The organism is Halolamina sp. (assembly GCF_036626355.1).
Lineage (GTDB): Archaea > Halobacteriota > Halobacteria > Halobacteriales > Haloferacaceae > Halolamina.
The window spans coordinates 1-15,958 of the sequence record NZ_JAZKRY010000011.1; the positions used below are offsets into that span (position 1 = coordinate 1).

Sequence of the window (15,958 nt, forward strand, 5' to 3'; positions counted from 1 at the left end):
GCCTCCGGGATCCCGACGTCTTCCATCAGTTCGAGAGCTCGTGCGTTGGCGCGCTCCTTGTCGAAGCCACGGATCTCCCGGCACACTTCGGCGATCTGCTCACCAACCGGGTAGGCGGGGTTGAGCGCGTTCGAGGGGTTCTGGAACACCATCGCGATCTCGTTGCCGCGGATCTGCTGTTCCATCTCCTTCTCGGAGAGCTCCAGGAGGTTCTCGCCGCGGTAGTTCACCTCGCCGTCGACGATCCGGCCCGGCTCGCGGATCAGTCGAAGGATCGACCGAACGGTGACGCTCTTCCCACAGCCCGACTCGCCGACGATCCCGACGATCTCGTTCTCGTCGACCGAGAGCTGGACGCCGTCCAGCGCTTCCACGATACCCCGGTACGTCTCGAACTGGGTGACGAGTCCCGACACAGAGAGGAGCGTGTTGTCGGACCCGGGGTGGTCGGCGGTGGAGCGTGCCGTTTGCATTCCTGAATAAGCCCTCTGGACGCTATGGGATAAAATTACGCGCTGATGTACTGTCCGTCGCTCGACAATCGAAGGCGGTAGCTCAAACGATCGCTTCGAAGTACGGCGCGAGGCGTCGACGGAACAGCGTATATATCCCGGCAACACCGAGCAGGCCAAGAAGCACCCACCGGACTGGACCGTCGTAGACCGACAGGGGGGGCACGGCGGCGAGGACAGCAACGACGAGGTCACGGGACGAGCCGTCGTACGGAATGACGTATCTGGCGCGCCACCAGCGTCCCGAGACGTGGTCGTACACCGCGTTCGTGCTCGTCCGCTCCCAGGGTCTGAGCTCCTCACCCGCGCCGAGCACGTCGCTCGTGCTATGGACCGCTGCGGCCGTCACCGCCATCGCACCCCCAACCGTCAGGTTCGACGGGACCAATAGCGCGACGATGATGACTGGGAGGGCAAGGAGCGGGCCGATAACCGGAAAATGCAGCGTTCGCCGGTGCTCGCCCGCGACCAGGTCGAGATCAGGAAACACGCCGCCGATGACCGCGCCGACGGCTGCGGCGGTCGCGAACTCCGGCATCGACAGTGCCACGGGGAGGGCGGCGAGTAACCCGATTGCGACGTGGGTGATGACCATCATGGCTCAGCGTGGGCGCTGCCACAGGAGGTCGTATCCGTGCGCGATAAACGTGAGGGCTCCGCTGGAAAGCTGCTCGCGCCGCGTCGTGAGCCAGTCCTCGGCGCAATCGACGCCCTCGATAGCCTCGGCGACGAACTCGAGGATGCAGGCGAGGAAGTAGCGTTCGTCATCGCGGTACTGGCCGTCGACTGGTCGGACGATCCAGTCCGACGCGGCCACGGCGAGGAGCGCTTCCTCACGGTCGCGAAGCCGGTCGATGAGCCGCCGCCCGGCGCGGCTGTCACGTCCCGGCGTCCCGTCGATGTCGCCGTGATACGCCGCGATGACCTGCTCGTCGCCCGGGTGTTCGGGCTGGAACAGGGTCACTCCGTCGAAGGTCAGGGGGGCGTACGCGAACCCCCCGGGCGCGAGCGCGCCGGAGATGGCGTCGAGCGCGTTCTGTAGCGGCACGAGATCGAGAAACGACTGCGCGATGAGGAGCTCGGCGTCGGCGCCGGGCAGTGCAGTCAGTGCGTCAGCGGCCTGGAACGTCACAGGGACCTCGTCGGCCTCACCACCCAGCAGACAGCCATCCGCCGTCTCCCGGGCCGCGTCGCCCCGACGCCGGAGCAGCTTCGGGAGGAACGAGCGGGCGAACGCGACGATATCCGGGTCAGCGTCGACGCCGCGGTACGACGCCGGGCTGATTCCCCAGTCCAGCAGCGACGCGACGGAGTTGCCGACGCCACAGCCAGCCTCGACGACCGTGGGCTGCTCGGCCACGGCGTTGCACATCCGTGCTCGGACCCGCCGGCTGCGTGCGCGGTCGTCGACGGACTGCTTGGCTGTCAGATACCGCCGCCGGGCGTGGCTGTGGCTCATTCCAGAACGCGTTCGTGGCTCGCCCAGGCGAGGTCGTCCTCCCACATCCGGACGGTGAGCCGGGTAGGGGTTGTGTCCCCGAGGCGTTCGACGAGGCGGTCACCGAACAGGCGTGCAAAGCGCTCGACGCTCGGGTTCGCGTCGCCGAACTCCGGCAGGTCGTTCAGCAGCGCGTCCCGATATCTGGCCTCCAGGCCGTCGAGGGCAGCCTCGACCGTGTCGATATCGACGAGGTAGCCGTACTCCCCCAGCTCCGGGCCGGCGAACACCAGTTCCGCGGTGAACTCGTGGCTGTGGACCTCGCCTTCGAGTCCGGGGTTCGGGACCGTGAGGAAATGCTGGGCGATGAACTCCCGGCGAACCGTGAGTCGGTACGTCTCCTCCGTCACGTGCTTGGTGCTCGATTCCTCGCCAGTCGGTGTCTCGGAGTCGTGGTCAGTCATGGGTAGGTGAGTATCACGTGCAGCGCTTCTGCAGGGTTGGTGTCGAGGAGGTCGTACGCATCCCCAGCGTTGCCGAACGGGACGCGGTGGGTCGCGAGTACGTCGCTGTCGAGCTGACGGAGTCGGTCGAAGGCCACGTCGAAGCGCCGGGGTTTGTCCCAACGGCCGCGGAGTTCCGGCGCGAGGCTACTGACCTGGCTCGAGAGCAGGTCGATCCGGTTACGGTGGAACGAGCCACCGAGGTCGACATCGGCGCGTTTCGATCCGTACCACGAGCCGACGACGACGCGGCTGTCGTAGCCGGCGGCCGCAATCGCGTCGTCCAGTGTCTCCGGTCGGCCCGAGAGTTCGTAGACGAGGTCCGCACCACCGGGGTCAGCACTGGCGAAGGGTGCATCGTCCTCGGGGGAAATCGCCCTGTCCGCGCCGAGTGCCCGTGCGGTCTCTCGACGGGACTGGATGGGTTCGACGACGACGAGCTCCTCCAGCGGGAAGCCTGCGAGGGCGTGGGTCGTACAGAGCCCCACTGGGCCGGCGCCGAAGACGACGACGCGCTCGCCGAGACGCGGGTGGCCGTCGAGCACCAGGTTGGTCGCTGTCTCCACCGTCGGGAGAAGCGTTGCCGCCTCGGTGTCGATGTCGTCCGGCAGCGCGACGACTGCCTCGGGCGACGACCGGATGTGTGTCGCGTGCGGGGCGAAGCAGAAGACACGCCGTCCGACCCACTGTTCGCTCTCTGGACCGGTCTCCACGACTTCGCCCACGGCCGAGTAGCCGTACGCGAGGGGGTACTCGAAGCCGCCGTCCAGCGCGTCGATGGTTTCGTCGACGGGGACCGAGTCTGGAAACTCGCCGCGGTAGACCAGCAGCTCCGAGCCCGCGCTGATACCCGAGGCAGCCGTCTCGATGAGCAGGTCGTCACCGGTCGGTGGCTCCAGTGGCTCGTCGTGAAGGTCGATACGTCCCGGTTCGGTGAAGTAGAGCGTTCGTGCGTTCATCGGGTTAGTCGTCGGCCCCCGTGGACTGTCGATGTGCTCCTCCTCGAGAGACAGGGTTCGAGCGCGTGTTTCGCGGTGGTGCTCGCTGCACGAATGGGAGTGGCTGCTGACCGGGCCCCCGGTCGTCCAGTCGGCGAGCTACTATCCGCGTGGCCTCTGTCAGAGCGTTACTCACGTATATTCTCAACGGGCGGATCAGTTTGATTGTTGTCCTTACTCACACGGTCGCTCTCCTTGCCGAGCAGGCCAGCAACAGCCAGGTAGTCACGGGCAAACAGCAGGAGCGAGGGAAGCAGAACGACCGCTGCGGCGGGGCGAACCGCCGACGCCGGGACAACCGGGAGTAAGGCGACAGTGATGAACGCCATCTGGATGCCTGCAAGGAGCCGGCGGACGCTGCTCGGCGGGAGTTCTCCGACCGACCGGCCGCGTTGGCGGCGCTGCCAGCAGCCGAACTTGAACAGGTAGCGCGCTGCCGAGAGTGAGAGATACCAGACGGGGATGCGGCCCCAGACGACGCCGACGAGCGGGGCGACCAGGAATCCGAGCGTGTCGAACGCCATGTCCAGTTTCTCGCCGAGCACGGTCCGGCGGCCGATGGTTTTTGCAAGCAACCCGTCAACCAGGTCAAGCGTCACGCCGATGCCGTACCATCCGACAGGGAGCCACCGCCACGCGCTCTCGACCGGTGGGACGACGAGGATGAAGCCGGCCACGCCGGCGAACAGCCAGCCCCGGACGACGGTGACCCCGTTCGCGATGCCCAGCGTCGGGTAGATGCGGACCCCGCCGTCGCTCAGCGCCGCCGTCTCGGGCGCCCGGTTCAGCGCCAGTGAGTCCCTGAGAAACCAGAGCACGTAGCCAAGCGGAATCGCCGCCGCGGTGGCCCACATCGCTGCGGTGGCCATGGAGAACCGGTCTCGCGTGGCAGTAAACACCATCACCGCCGCGAGAACGAACCCGATAGTTGTCGCCCACCATTGCCAATGGAGGGATCTCGGCGTGCTCATCGGGCGAACTCCGGGTCTCTGAGCCCAGTCAGGCGGTCATATGCCTCCTCGTCGACTCTGTGGCGGGCCGCAGCGAGGTTCGAGACGACGTGCGCTGCATCCGTCGTCGACGGAATCGGAACGACGCCACGTGTTACGTTCCAGGCGAGCACCGTTGTTGCGGGAGTCACCCCCAGCTCTTGGGCCACTGTCTCGACGACTGATTCATCGAGGAGCCCTGGCGCCGAGAGCGGCGAGTGGGCGACGACCCTGATGCCGCGGCGGTGACACCAGTCCACAAGCCGCTCGCGAGGCTGGTACGGATGCCGCTCGATCTGGACGAGCGCGGGCGGGACGTTCGCCGCGTCGACCAGCCGGGCCAACTGCGGAAGTGTGACGTTAGAGATGCCGAGCGTTCGCGCGAGTCCGCGCTCGTGAACGCGTTCGAGTCGGCGCCAGCTTTCCACGAGGCCGTGGTCCGCCTGCCGCGGCGTCCCGTCGGTATCTGTCGGGAACGTCAGCCGCTCCTGGGCCGCCACCGGCTGTTTCGAGAGTTCTGTGAGCGTCCCCTGGTGCTCCCACGCGCCCGGCCAGTGGAGGGCGTAGCAGTCGAAGGTCTCGACGCCGAGCTCGTCGAGCGAGCTCTCACAGGCAGCCTGCAGCTCATCGGCGCCGTGGTTCGTCCGCCACGGCTTGCCGATGAGGAACAGCGACTCCCGGGCAGGCGCGCCTGGCCCGTCGAGGAGTTCGCCGAGACGCCACTCGTTGCCGTAGAGCTCGGCGGTATCGAACAGTCGGTAGCCGGCATCCAGCGCGGTGCCGAGCGCAGGCTCGACGTAGCGCCCGTCCCGATACCGGGAGCAGCCGAACCCCACCGGCGGCAGTCTGATTGCCCCTCGGTCCGGCCGGGACGGTGGAGCGCTCACCGCTGGTGTTCGCTCCCGCGGCGCTGGGACGCCGGTCTCAGCATCGACAACGATCGACCCTGCAGTCTCCGCTGCGCACTCGATAGCGTTGCAGACAGCAACGACGTGCGCGGCCCGGCGAGCGCTTTGGCGAGATGTGGCCCCACGGTCGACAGTTTCGGCGAGCCGTTCAGGCCCCTCGATGTAACTGCGTTCGCGTCGCGGCTGCGGATGCGGCGCAACCGTCGACTCTCGGTCGCCGCCTCGGAGCGTTACCGTATCACGATCGGCCTCGAGCGAGCCAGTGTCACGCACGTAGAGCGTGCCGTCGTCGCCGTGGAGTTCGAGGCCATAGAACTCCCGACTGCGGTGGTCCACGTAGAAACTGGCCCGGAGCGCGACGACCGGTCCATCGGCGAACTCGAGCGTCGCCTCGACGTGCGGGAGTCCCGCAGGGGGCTCGTCGCCGGGCCAGGCGTCGATGGCGTCGGCGCGCCGGACCGTGGCGACGCGGCCGAACCACGCGACGAGCAGGGAGAGCGGGTAGACGGCGCCGTCGTAGAGCGGACCGACCTGGAGGAACGACTCCGGCCGGTCGTGCCACTGGTCGACTCGACCGACGTTCGCCGTCGCCGTCGCGAACCCGATCTCGCCGAGGCGACCGTCGTCGACGAACGCCTTGGCGTGGCGCTGGGCATCGCAGCGGTCGTTGATAGGCGCACAGCCAAGCGCCAGGCTCCGGGTTTCTGCCATCTCGACCAGGCCCGCCGCCCGGTCGGCGTCCAGCGCGAGCGGTTTCTCGGAGAACACGTGTCGATCGGCCTCGAGACAGCGCTCCGTGACCTCGGCGTGTGCGCCGTGGCTCGTCAGGTTCACCGCGAGTGGCGCGGATTCGGCCGCGAGCATCGCGTCGAGGTCGGTGTACACTGCCGGTTCGTCAGGCTGCCCGCCCGCCAGCGAGGCGGCGCGCTCGTGAACCCGATCGCAGACGGCCGTGAGCCGGAGCGCTGACGCTGGAACGCCCTCCGCGTACGCGCTGGCGACGGCGCCCGCTCCGACGAACACGCAGTCCACATTTATCCAGGGACCTACCGGCTAATATAGTCAGGGTTGCCGGAACCCGCCGGGCCGGGGTTGAAGCCGGCCGGCGACAAACGGGAGCTATGGCCCGGATCGCAGTGCTGCACAACACCCTCGATTTCCGCGGCGGCGCCGATGCGGTCTGTGTCCACACCTGCGCCGCGCTGGCGGAATCACACGACGTGACGCTGTTCACCGTCTCCCAGTCGAACCCGGCGGCCGTCGCGGCGCAGTTCGACGTCGACCTGGACGTGCAGGTTGCAGCGCCACCCGGGGCGACTGCGATTGCGACGGGCTTCTCGATCCTCGCACCGGCCATGGGCCCGCAGTTGGCCGCTCGAAGCGTCCTCCTCAGCGCGTTCTTCCGGCGCCACGCCGACGCGTTCGACCTCGCTGTGAGCACCGCGAACGAGCTTTCGCTTCCGTTGCCCTCTGTGCAGTACGTGCATTTCCCACAGTTCAATCTCGAGCGAACTGATGCGGGTGACTCGGGCCGACTCGACGGACTGTGGAGTCATCTCGCCGCGCCAACAGGGCCCGAACTCGAGCGCAATGTGTGCCTGCTGGCGAACTCGTCGTGGACCGCCGACGTCGTCGCGGATATCTACGGTCACCGTCCGGCGGTCTGTCACCCACCAGTCGACCCCATCGAGGGGAAGCCGTGGGAGGAGCGTGAGCCAGGCATCGTCGTGCTGGGCCGGATTGCGCCGGACAAGCGGACACTCGACGCCATCCATGTCGTCGATGGGCTCCAGGAGGCTGGGTACGACGTCTCCTGTACGATCGTCGGATCAGCCCCGTCCGCCTACCGCAACTACGTTTCTCGCGTCCGGACGGCGGTGAGCGAGCGCCCCTACGTCTCGCTGGAGACGGACGTCTCGCGGCAGCGAATCCGCAACCTGCTCGGTCGGAACCGGTACGGGTTGAACGCAAAGCCGGACGAACACTTCGGCATGGCCGTCGCGGAGTACGTCGCTGCCGGGATGTTCGCCCTCGCGCCCGACGAGGGCGGGCAGGTGGATGTGCTCGACGGGGATGAGACGCACCTTTTCAGCGATATCGACGAGGCAACCGCGCTTCTGGGAGCGGCAATCGACGCCGACCGCCGCCCGACACGCCCCCGGAACCGGTTCGGTCGGGAGCGCTTCGCCGACGAGATTCGTGCCCACGTCGCAGCCGTGCTCACGAGGGGGTGAGGGCCGTTTGGGGCGTAGATTGATGGGGTTCTACACTGTTGTTAGGATATGTCAACCGTCACTGACACGGCGGAGAGCGGATTGACAGTATCGACGGACGAGCTCACACGACTGCACTGGGTGGGCATCGCGCTGGCAGCGGTGACGGGCATCCTCCATCTCGTGCTCGCAGCAGCGTTGGTCCCGGGTGGGCTCGGGATCGCTTTCATCGTCGCCGGCGTGGGCTTTCTGGGCGGTATCGCCGCCATCCTCGTGGACTACCGTCGCCAGGAGTTTATCCTGCTCGGGATTCCGTTCACGCTCGGCCAGATCGTCGCGTGGTACGTGGCCAACGCTCCCGACTTCTCGCCGCTGGGCATCGGCGACAAGGTCGTCCAGGCCGTCCTCATCGTGGCGCTCGTGATGCTCTACCGGCAGGACTGACAGAATATCCTGCCGGCGGAACACGTTGGGCCGGCCGGTGATTCCCCCCTCGCTGGCTCCGTCGCCGCCAGGGGGATCCGCTGGCGCACTCGCGTCCCACGGCATCGACCGAACGGCCATCGTCGAGGCGGCCGCGCGCGTCGAGGCGTCGGTGCCGCAGCGCCACCGCATTGCGTTTGCAGGGATGGCCGAGGAACTTGCGACCCCGGATACCGACCTTCGCGTGTACGCGTTCGGAACGTCGGCGTTTCAGGATGCCCTCTCCCCTGGCGGCGCCCCCGAACCCAGAGAGCCGGGAGAGGGCTGTTCGAATCTCCTCGTCCCGGCCGACCGCTCGTCGTCGTCGCCGATGGTACTGAAGAACCGCGATATCAAGTCCCGCGGGTTCCGACCGCAGGTCGTACTGGAGGTCCCGCCGCTGGGTCCGTACAACGGCTTCCTCACGACGACGACGGCCGGACACGTCCTGATCTACCAGGGCGTAAATAGCGCAGGGCTCGTCGTCGCAAACACGTTCGTCGATAACCGTCGGGAGGGAGTGCCCGAGGCCGACCGTCTCCGGAACGGGGTGATCGTCCGTGACCTGCTGGAGCGATCTGACTCTGTGCAGGAGGCGATTGACCGCGCCAGGGCGCTCCCAACGGGGACGGCGAAGGGGCTGACACTGTTCTTGGCTGACGATGCGAACGCTGAACTGCTGGAGGTCGACCCAGCCGAGGAGCGTGTCGAGGGGGTCGCCGACGGGATCACTGCCAGGACGAACCATTTCCCCGGAATGGCGGAGACTGGCGCCCCGAGCACGGCGTTACGGCTTCGACGGCTCCGCGAACTGATCGAGGGGTTGCCCGCCGAAGTCGAGCCAAGGGACCTCGAGCAGGTTGCTCGTGACCACCGACACGGTCCGGGGGCAAACTCCATCTGTCGACATCCGACGACCGGGGACGGCGATTCGGAGCGCCTGACGGAGTCGACGACGGTCGGGTCGGCGGTGTTCGTCGGCGGCGATGCACGGATGCGGGCGGGGCAGGGACACCCCTGTGAGCAGCAGCCGGCGGCCTATCGGCTCCGTCACGAAACGTTAGGGGCGTTCGAGGAACGAGCGGCAGTCGCGGACCGTTGAGCGTGCCGATCAGTCGACGACCGCTTCGGTCTCCATAGCCAGCACTCGGGACCTGGTTTTCAACACCTTTCGGTTCCGGCGAACGCCGCGGGGGCGGTTCCGGCACAGAAGAGGGACGAACCAAACAGCGAAGTACGCGCCGACGAGAGGAGTCTGCATGCCAACGCTTGACAGAGGGCTGCTCGGCGATGCGTACTACAGCGACCACCACTGGGAGCTGCTGACGGAGATGGTGGACCTCGACAACCGGATGGCCGGCCAGTCCGGCGAGCACGAGGCCGCTGAACTGGTCAAGGACGCCTTCGAACGACACGGCCTGCGCGAGGCCGAGATCACCGACTTCGAGATTCCGGGCTGGTGGCGCGGCTTCTCTTCGCTCGCGGTCCGCGCCGACCGCGAGCACACGTTCGACGCCGATTACCAGAGTATCGCGCTCCCGGGGACGCCCGCGGGTGAGGTGACCGCTGAAGTGGTCGACGTGGGCTACGGCCGGCCAGCAGATTTCGCGAACGCCGAGCTAGAGGGCAAGATCGTCGCCGCCTCAAGCGCAACGCCTGAGGACTACGGCCGCTGGATCCATCGTGGTGAGAAGTACGGCGCTGCCGCGGAGGGTGGCGCTGCAGCGTTCGTCTTCCGCAACCACATCGAGGGGGCGCTCCCCCCGACTGGAAGTATCGGAAAGGAGGATGGGCCCGGACCGATTCCCGCCATCGGCGTCAGCAAGGAGGTTGGCGATCGGCTCGTCCGCTACTGCGAGGATGGTGACGTGGAGGCGACCCTGAACGTCGACTGCCGGAACGAGCCGACCACCTCGCCCAATATAGAGGCCGTCGTCGGCCCGGACACCGAGGAGGAGGTGCTCGTGACAGGGCACGTCGACGCCCACGACATCGCCGAGGGGGCGAACGACAACGGCGTCGGGACCGTGCTCTCGGCGGAGGTGGGGCGGCTGCTCGCCCAGATTGAGGACGAGCTCGAGACGAAGGTGCGCTGTCTCGTCTTCGGGAGTGAAGAGGTCGGCCTGTTCGGCGCCTACCACTGGGTCGAAACCCACCCCGACAGCCAGGTGAAAGCGATTCTCAACGCCGACGGCGCGGGCTACTCGCGAAACATGGACGTCTACACCCACCGCTTCGATCCCATCGGCGACGCCTTCGAGGAGACCGCCGCGGAGTTGGGCGTCCCCATCGACGTCAACGACGAGATCAGCCCGCACTCGGACCACTGGCCGTTCGTCCAACGCGGCATACCGGGCGCACAGGTGCGCTCGAAATCCGAGGGGAGCGGCCGCGGCTGGGGCCACACCCACGGCGACACGCTCGACAAACTGGACAAACGCGACCTCCGAGAGCTCTCGGTGGCGTTCGCGGCTGCGACGGCGAAGGTCGCCGAAGCTGACCGGGAGATCGAGCACAAATCCGTCGCCGAGATCCGTGAGGCGACGATCGAAGAGGGCTACGAGGAGGGCATGCGCAATGCCGGAAGCTGGCCCTTCGAAGCATGACGGAATTCACACTCGCCGCCGCCGGCGACGCGATCCTCACGCGGTCCCTGCGAGACGCCGTGGACGGCGAGACGGCGGCAATGTTCGACCCGGTTCGGGAGGCAGACGCCGGCGTCGTGAACCTGGAGGTGCTGCTCCACGACTACGACGGTCCGCCGGCAGCCAACAGCGGTGGAACGTACATGCGCGCGCCGCCGTCGGTCGCCGACGACCTGACGTGGGCCGGCTTCGACCTGTTCGCGGCGGCGACGAACCACGCTGGCGACTACTCGACTCGCGGACTGCTCGACACGCTCGAGGCACTCGAGAGCCGGAACATCCCGAGTGCGGGGCTCGGCCGCAACCTCGGGACCGCCCTCGAACCCGCCTACACGGACACGGAAGCGGGCCGTGTGGGGCTCGTCGCCGCCTGCTCGACGATCACCCCGGGAACGGTCGCCGGGAGACAGCGACCTGACATGCGCGGGCGACCGGGGGTTGCGCCGCTCCGACTCGAGACCGAGCTCCGCGTCAGCGAGTCCGACCTGGAGACGCTCGAGGGAATCGCTGAACGCACTGGCGTCGATGCCGAACGCGAGCGCCGGCGTGAAGAGGGGTTCCCGATTCCAAGCGACGAGGCGGAGGGGTTCGCGTTCCCCACCCCCCACGGCGGCAACCTGCAGTTCGTTGCGACCGAGGCGGACGAAGAGCCAACGGTCACCCGCACGCCCGAAGAATCCGACAGCGAGGCGTATCTCGATTCCGTTCGGGAAGCGTCGCGACAGGCCGACTGGGTGGTCGCCAGTGTCCACAGCCACGAGGGCGAGGGCGCGCTCATCAACGACCACTCCGTGCCCGCCTGGCTCGAGCAGCTCTCCCGTGACGCCGTCGACGCCGGCGCCGACGCGGTCGTCGTCCACGGTCCGCACGTCCTCCGTGGCATCGAGGTGTACGACGGCGCGCCTCTGTTCTACAGCCTCGGCGATTTCGTCATGGGGAACGAGACGGTGACCAAGCTGCCGGCCGATATCTACGAGCGCTACGAACTCGACCCGCTCACGGCGTCGCCGTCAGAGCTGTTCGACGCCCGCGTGTTCGACGACGACGGGAACCGTGTGGGGTTCCTTTCGAACCCGGCCTACTGGCGGACGGTGCTCCCGGTCTGTTCGTTCGATGATGACGGGCTCAGTCACATCGAGTGCCAGCCGGTGAGTCTTGGCTACGAAGCGGCGCGCCCCGACCGGGGGATGCCTCGGCCCGCCGCAGGGGAGGAAGCCGTGGAGATTCTGGAGAACCTGGCTGGGCTCTCGGCGCCCTACGGGACGGAGATCGCCATCGAGGACGGCATCGGGGTTATCGACGTTTAGGGCTCTCTGCCGTTACTCTTCGGCGCTGGGCTCTGTGCCGCACTCCGGACAGACTGTTCCCATCTCCCCGCCTTCGAACGTCACCTGCAGTGCCTCGTTCCCACACGACGGACACGGGCCGGGGACGCGCACGTCCTCGCTCTCCTTCGGCGCGCCGAACGCGAGCGCCTCAACCGGCTCGTCGCCATCATTGCTGCCGGTCTGATACTCGCCGGGCCCGAATCGGACGGCTTCCTCTGGACCGACCTCCACCGTCTCCGTGTCACCGAGGGGCTCATTTGTGTGTTCGAAGCTGGCCGTCCCCGACATGACGTAGAACGCCTCCTCCTGGTCGAGATGGGTGTGGAGACCGCCCGAGAACTCCTCGCCGGGGTCGAGGCTGTAGCGGTTGATGGCGAAATCCGCGGTGTTCAGCGGGTTCGAAAGCCCGAGTCGCCTGGCCTGTTCCTCCGAGCCGACGTCATCGACTGACACGTGTTCCATGGCACCTGGTTACTGCTACGATTGCAAGAAACCATCGTCCGCAGCGGACTTAGACGTTCAGGTCGGTCTCCGTACCGCAGTCGAGACAACGTCTCCTGTGCTGCCCGGCTCCGAAGTCGAGTTCCAACGACTCGGCGCCACAGTCTCCACACGGTCCAGGAACACGCATCTCACTACTCCCGGTTGGGGCGCCGAACGCGAGCGCCTCGACCGGTTCGACCCCCTCGTTCGCACCGGTCTGGTACTCACCAGGTGCGAATCGCACGGCTTCGTCCGGGCCAACGTCAACCGTCCGGGTCTCCCCGAGGGGCTCCTCGCGCGTCTCGAACGTCGCAGTGCCGGAGATGACGTAGAACACTTCCTCCTGATCCAGATGGGCGTGGAGCCCACCGGAGAACCGCTCGCCTGTCTCGAGATGGTAGTGGTTGATGGCGAAATCCGTCGCATCCAGCGGGTCCGAGAGCACACGATGGCTGGTGGTTCCGCCCTCGCCCTGCGGTGGAATCTGTTCGATCGAAGCCCGTTCCGTACGCCGATTCGGGGCGCTCCCGCGAAGAAGCTTCGTTGTCTCAGGGCTGGAACACGCTCGCGGGCTCATCGGCGAGGATCCTGTGCCGGGCACGTCGACGCCATTGGGCATCTCCCGACCGGGATACCGCGCCACGAGCCTCGCACTGATCGCATTGGGGGCGCAGGCGCGAGCTGCCGCAGGTCGAGAGCGAGTTCATCCGGCCACCCCGGTGCCAACTGCGCCGAGAAGCCGGGCCACTGCGACGGCTGCGTAGAGCCCGACCAGGCGGCCCGTCACGTCGACGGCGCCGAAGATGTCGCCGCGAACGCCGGCGAGCAGGCTGTTCGCCCAGTAGGCCAGAAGCCCGCCGCCCAGTAGCGCGCCAAGGAAGGCACCGGTGACGACTGAAGCCGGCCCCGGGGCGACAGCGAGCAGCGGGAGCCAGAGCGCCAGCGCTACGAGGGTAACGCCACCGAGTTCCCGCCGGCCGTTCCACTCCGTGAACTGTGAGCCCAGCCCCTCGTGGCGCGCAGTGCCGAGGCAGGCGATGCCGGCCATCGCGGTTTTAGCACCGATCTCCGCGGCGGTGACGACTGCGACGACCTGTCGCGCGGGGAGCGCGCCGAGAGAGCCGACGACCGACGCCGTGCCGAGCAGCGCGAGCACCAGCGCGACGACGGCGCCGACGCCGACATCGCTGTCTTTCAGTACCTCAACCCGCGTCTCCGCGTCGCCGTGGACGACGACGGCGTCCCCGAGATCGGCGACGCCCTCGAAATGAGCGATGCCCAGCAGCGCAAGAAGCACTGCGAGAAAGAGCACACCTGTCGCGCCGCCGAGGCCGACCCAGTGCAGTAGGGCCGTCAGCGCGCCCAACAGCAGTCCAACGCCGGCGCCTACGACCGGGAACGCCCAGGGCGCGTCAGTGAACGCTCGCCAGTCGGCTTGATCCCCGCTAACCCGAACCCGGGTGAGGAAGCCGACGGCCCCACGAAGCGCGCTCAGAAGCATCCCTCGCCCCTGGCGGCGGAGAGCTCGCCGAACAGTCCCGTAGTGACCCTAATCAGGGGGGACCTCACCACGCCGTCGCGGCGCATCACGTCGATACCGGCGGTAGCGGTCCCTGCGTCGGGTAGCGGGCGCTCGGGAAACAGGCCGGAGGTTCCGGGGGCATCGAGGCGATAGTCACACACCGCGGCCACCGTCGCCATGGGCCAGCCGGAGTTCGGCGAGTGCAGGACTGTGGCGACCGACCGCACTCGGACGAGTGCACACTGTGCACCCGCGGTGACAGCGAGGACGAGCGCGGTGGCGGGCCCCGGAACCGACGCCACCTCGCGGTCGAACCCCGCGCCCACGGCGTCGCTGACGACCGCCTGTTCTGCTTCGGGCGTTCTGCCCTCGCCGGGAGTTACTTCGGGGGTCCCCGCATCACCATCAGTATCGTCGGCCATTGTCCCGTGGTACCCCCCGCACTCGCTAAGCGTTTTGGCTCGGAGCAAGCTCTGGTTACCCGGCGCACTCGTGACAGAATAGGCCGTTTTGTATCGCTATTTGTGGTTTATGCATCCGGTCTCGCGGCGCAGATCGACCAGGGGATACCCACCCGAGAGGTCGGCCAACAGAGGTGAAACCGCGGCCAATAAGAGGGAACAGCAGAGAGAACGAGAGCACGCCACTCGCCGATAACTGGGCCGTCGGAGCCCCAGCCCTCAGATACTGGCTCGACAATCGATATCTGGTCCCAGCTATTCTCCCCCACCAGGCAGAGCACCGAGAGCTCCCGCGCTGCTACCTGGTGGGCGCCAAATCAGAAAGTCGATGACCGGTCGTTCAACCGAAAGCCCGCTTACAGCGAGTCTGACGAAGCATCTATGGCGGAGGCCGGTAACCCTGAACCGTGAAACTCGCCGTCCTCGGCGTCGGCGGCGCGGGCTGCCGGTTGGCCGACCAGCTCGCCGCGGCCGAGCCAGACGACCGTCAGTATCTCGCCGAAACCAGCGCTTTTGACACCGACATCGAGAGTCTCGGACGACTGGAGGTCGAACAGGAGAATCGCCACGCGTTCGGGAGCAGCGCCCGGTCGACCGGCGACGCTGTCGCCGTTCGTGAGGCCGCGGAGGCGAACGCTCTGGAACTCCGACAGGCTGCCAGTGACGCCGTACCGAGCGACGCCGCGGGCGTTCTCGTCACCGTCGGCGTCGGCGGGGCGACCGGTGCAGGTGCGGCGCCCGTGCTCGTCGACGCGCTCAAAGAGCGCATCGGGAAGCCCGTCTACGCACTGACGGTCATTCCCGGAACGGACGATACAGCGGCCGTCGAGAACGCCAGAGTCGGCCTGCTCGGCCTGGAGGCAACCGTCGATGCACAGCTTCTCTTCGATAACGACGTGCTCGATGTACCCGAGGAACGCCCGCCCGACGCCGAGGCCGCCACGGCCTACGCTGACGCCAACGCCACAATCGAGGAGTGGCTACGCCCGCTGTTCACCGCCGGGGAAGCCTCGACTGCGGCCGCCGTGGGTGAAACCGTCGTCGATGCCAGTGAGATCATCGCCACGCTGGGGGAGGGCGGCTACGCGACGATGGGATACACGCGGACGCAGGTCCGCGAGCCAGCCTCCTTCCTCGACCGCCTGCTGTCGCGGTCGGAAACCCCCGACAAGATCGAGAGCTACAGCACCATCGAAACTGCCGTTCAGCGGGCGCTGTTCAGACACCGCTCGCTCGACTGTGACCTCTCCCGGACGAGTCGGGCGCTCGTGGTGACAGCCGGGCCGCCGGCCTGGCTCAACCGTGAAGCCATCGCGGACGCCCGGGGAACGGTCGCGAGAGAAACAGCCGGAAGCACCGTTCGGGGTGGCGACACCCCCATCGAGGACGGCACAGATCTGATCTTGCTGGTGCTCTGTGCGGGAATGAACCGGCCAGACCGGGTGGCGTCGCTGGTGACGGACCAGTCGGTCGCCTGAAAACATTTAGCCACCGGG

General features: G+C 67.4%; 17 protein-coding genes. 6 read left to right on the plus strand and 11 right to left on the minus strand.

What is annotated here, in order from left to right:
- The 7 genes from V5A38_RS02940 to V5A38_RS02970 form a co-directional block, all read right to left on the minus strand.
- A partial coding sequence (locus V5A38_RS02940) for an ATP-binding cassette domain-containing protein (RefSeq protein ID WP_332324255.1) occupies positions 1-473 on the minus strand: 473 nt, incomplete at its 3' end.
- A gap of 82 nt (positions 474-555) precedes the next feature.
- The gene (locus tag V5A38_RS02945) at positions 556-1,110 is read right to left on the minus strand and encodes a metal-dependent hydrolase (protein ID WP_332324256.1); all 555 of its coding nucleotides are present in this window, start codon (positions 1,108-1,110) and stop codon (positions 556-558) included.
- 3 nt (positions 1,111-1,113) lie between these two features.
- Positions 1,114-1,971 (minus strand): class I SAM-dependent methyltransferase, encoded by an 858-nt coding sequence (locus V5A38_RS02950; RefSeq protein WP_332324257.1) that lies wholly within the window; start codon positions 1,969-1,971, stop codon positions 1,114-1,116.
- A complete protein-coding gene (locus tag V5A38_RS02955; RefSeq protein WP_332324258.1) occupies positions 1,968-2,414 on the minus strand; it encodes a 6-carboxytetrahydropterin synthase in 447 nt (148 codons plus the stop codon). The genes V5A38_RS02950 and V5A38_RS02955 overlap by 4 nt, the downstream gene beginning before the upstream one ends.
- Positions 2,411-3,412 (minus strand): zinc-binding alcohol dehydrogenase, encoded by a 1,002-nt coding sequence (locus tag V5A38_RS02960; RefSeq protein WP_332324259.1) that lies wholly within the window; start codon positions 3,410-3,412, stop codon positions 2,411-2,413. The genes V5A38_RS02955 and V5A38_RS02960 overlap by 4 nt, the downstream gene beginning before the upstream one ends.
- A gap of 167 nt (positions 3,413-3,579) precedes the next feature.
- Entirely contained in the window at positions 3,580-4,422 is an 843-nt protein-coding gene (locus V5A38_RS02965; protein ID WP_332324260.1) for a CDP-alcohol phosphatidyltransferase family protein, read from the minus strand.
- Positions 4,419-6,380, minus strand: coding sequence for an aldo/keto reductase (locus tag V5A38_RS02970; protein ID WP_332324261.1), 1,962 nt, complete (start codon positions 6,378-6,380; stop codon positions 4,419-4,421). The genes V5A38_RS02965 and V5A38_RS02970 overlap by 4 nt, the downstream gene beginning before the upstream one ends.
- A gap of 89 nt (positions 6,381-6,469) precedes the next feature.
- On the opposite strand from V5A38_RS02970, the gene V5A38_RS02975 reads away from it, so the two are divergent.
- The 5 genes from V5A38_RS02975 to V5A38_RS02995 all read left to right on the plus strand — a co-directional run bounded on the left by V5A38_RS02975 (position 6,470) and on the right by V5A38_RS02995 (position 11,975).
- Positions 6,470-7,582, plus strand: a complete 1,113-nt coding sequence (locus V5A38_RS02975) for a glycosyltransferase (protein WP_332324262.1) — start codon at positions 6,470-6,472, stop codon at positions 7,580-7,582.
- A gap of 48 nt (positions 7,583-7,630) precedes the next feature.
- Positions 7,631-8,005 (plus strand): hypothetical protein, encoded by a 375-nt coding sequence (locus V5A38_RS02980; RefSeq protein WP_332324263.1) that lies wholly within the window; start codon positions 7,631-7,633, stop codon positions 8,003-8,005.
- Between the two features lie 37 nt (positions 8,006-8,042).
- Positions 8,043-9,125 carry a C45 family autoproteolytic acyltransferase/hydolase gene (locus V5A38_RS02985; RefSeq protein ID WP_332324264.1) on the plus strand — a complete coding sequence of 361 codons (1,083 nt, stop codon included), beginning with the start codon at positions 8,043-8,045 and terminating at the stop codon, positions 9,123-9,125.
- A 157-nt stretch (positions 9,126-9,282) separates the two neighbouring features.
- Positions 9,283-10,629, plus strand: a complete 1,347-nt coding sequence (locus V5A38_RS02990) for a M28 family metallopeptidase (protein ID WP_332324265.1) — start codon at positions 9,283-9,285, stop codon at positions 10,627-10,629.
- Complete coding sequence (locus V5A38_RS02995) at positions 10,626-11,975, plus strand: CapA family protein (RefSeq protein WP_332324266.1); 1,350 nt, start codon at positions 10,626-10,628, stop codon at positions 11,973-11,975. The genes V5A38_RS02990 and V5A38_RS02995 overlap by 4 nt, the downstream gene beginning before the upstream one ends.
- A 12-nt stretch (positions 11,976-11,987) precedes the next feature.
- Here the strand turns inward: V5A38_RS02995 and V5A38_RS03000 are convergent, their stop codons facing one another.
- The 4 genes from V5A38_RS03000 to V5A38_RS03015 form a co-directional block, all read right to left on the minus strand.
- Positions 11,988-12,458 carry a cupin domain-containing protein gene (locus V5A38_RS03000; RefSeq protein ID WP_332324267.1) on the minus strand — a complete coding sequence of 157 codons (471 nt, stop codon included), beginning with the start codon at positions 12,456-12,458 and terminating at the stop codon, positions 11,988-11,990.
- A gap of 49 nt (positions 12,459-12,507) precedes the next feature.
- The gene (locus V5A38_RS03005; RefSeq protein ID WP_332324268.1) at positions 12,508-12,924 is read right to left on the minus strand and encodes a cupin domain-containing protein; all 417 of its coding nucleotides are present in this window, start codon (positions 12,922-12,924) and stop codon (positions 12,508-12,510) included.
- A 258-nt stretch (positions 12,925-13,182) separates the two neighbouring features.
- Positions 13,183-13,980 (minus strand): adenosylcobinamide-GDP ribazoletransferase, encoded by a 798-nt coding sequence (locus V5A38_RS03010; RefSeq protein ID WP_332324269.1) that lies wholly within the window; start codon positions 13,978-13,980, stop codon positions 13,183-13,185.
- Positions 13,971-14,423, minus strand: a complete 453-nt coding sequence (locus V5A38_RS03015) for a hypothetical protein (RefSeq protein WP_332324270.1) — start codon at positions 14,421-14,423, stop codon at positions 13,971-13,973. Before V5A38_RS03015 ends, V5A38_RS03010 begins: the two co-directional genes overlap by 10 nt.
- A gap of 446 nt (positions 14,424-14,869) precedes the next feature.
- Between V5A38_RS03015 and V5A38_RS03020 the strand changes: the two genes are divergently transcribed.
- Positions 14,870-15,940, plus strand: a complete 1,071-nt coding sequence (locus tag V5A38_RS03020) for a hypothetical protein (RefSeq protein WP_332324271.1) — start codon at positions 14,870-14,872, stop codon at positions 15,938-15,940.
- Positions 15,941-15,958: the final 18 nt, after the last annotated feature.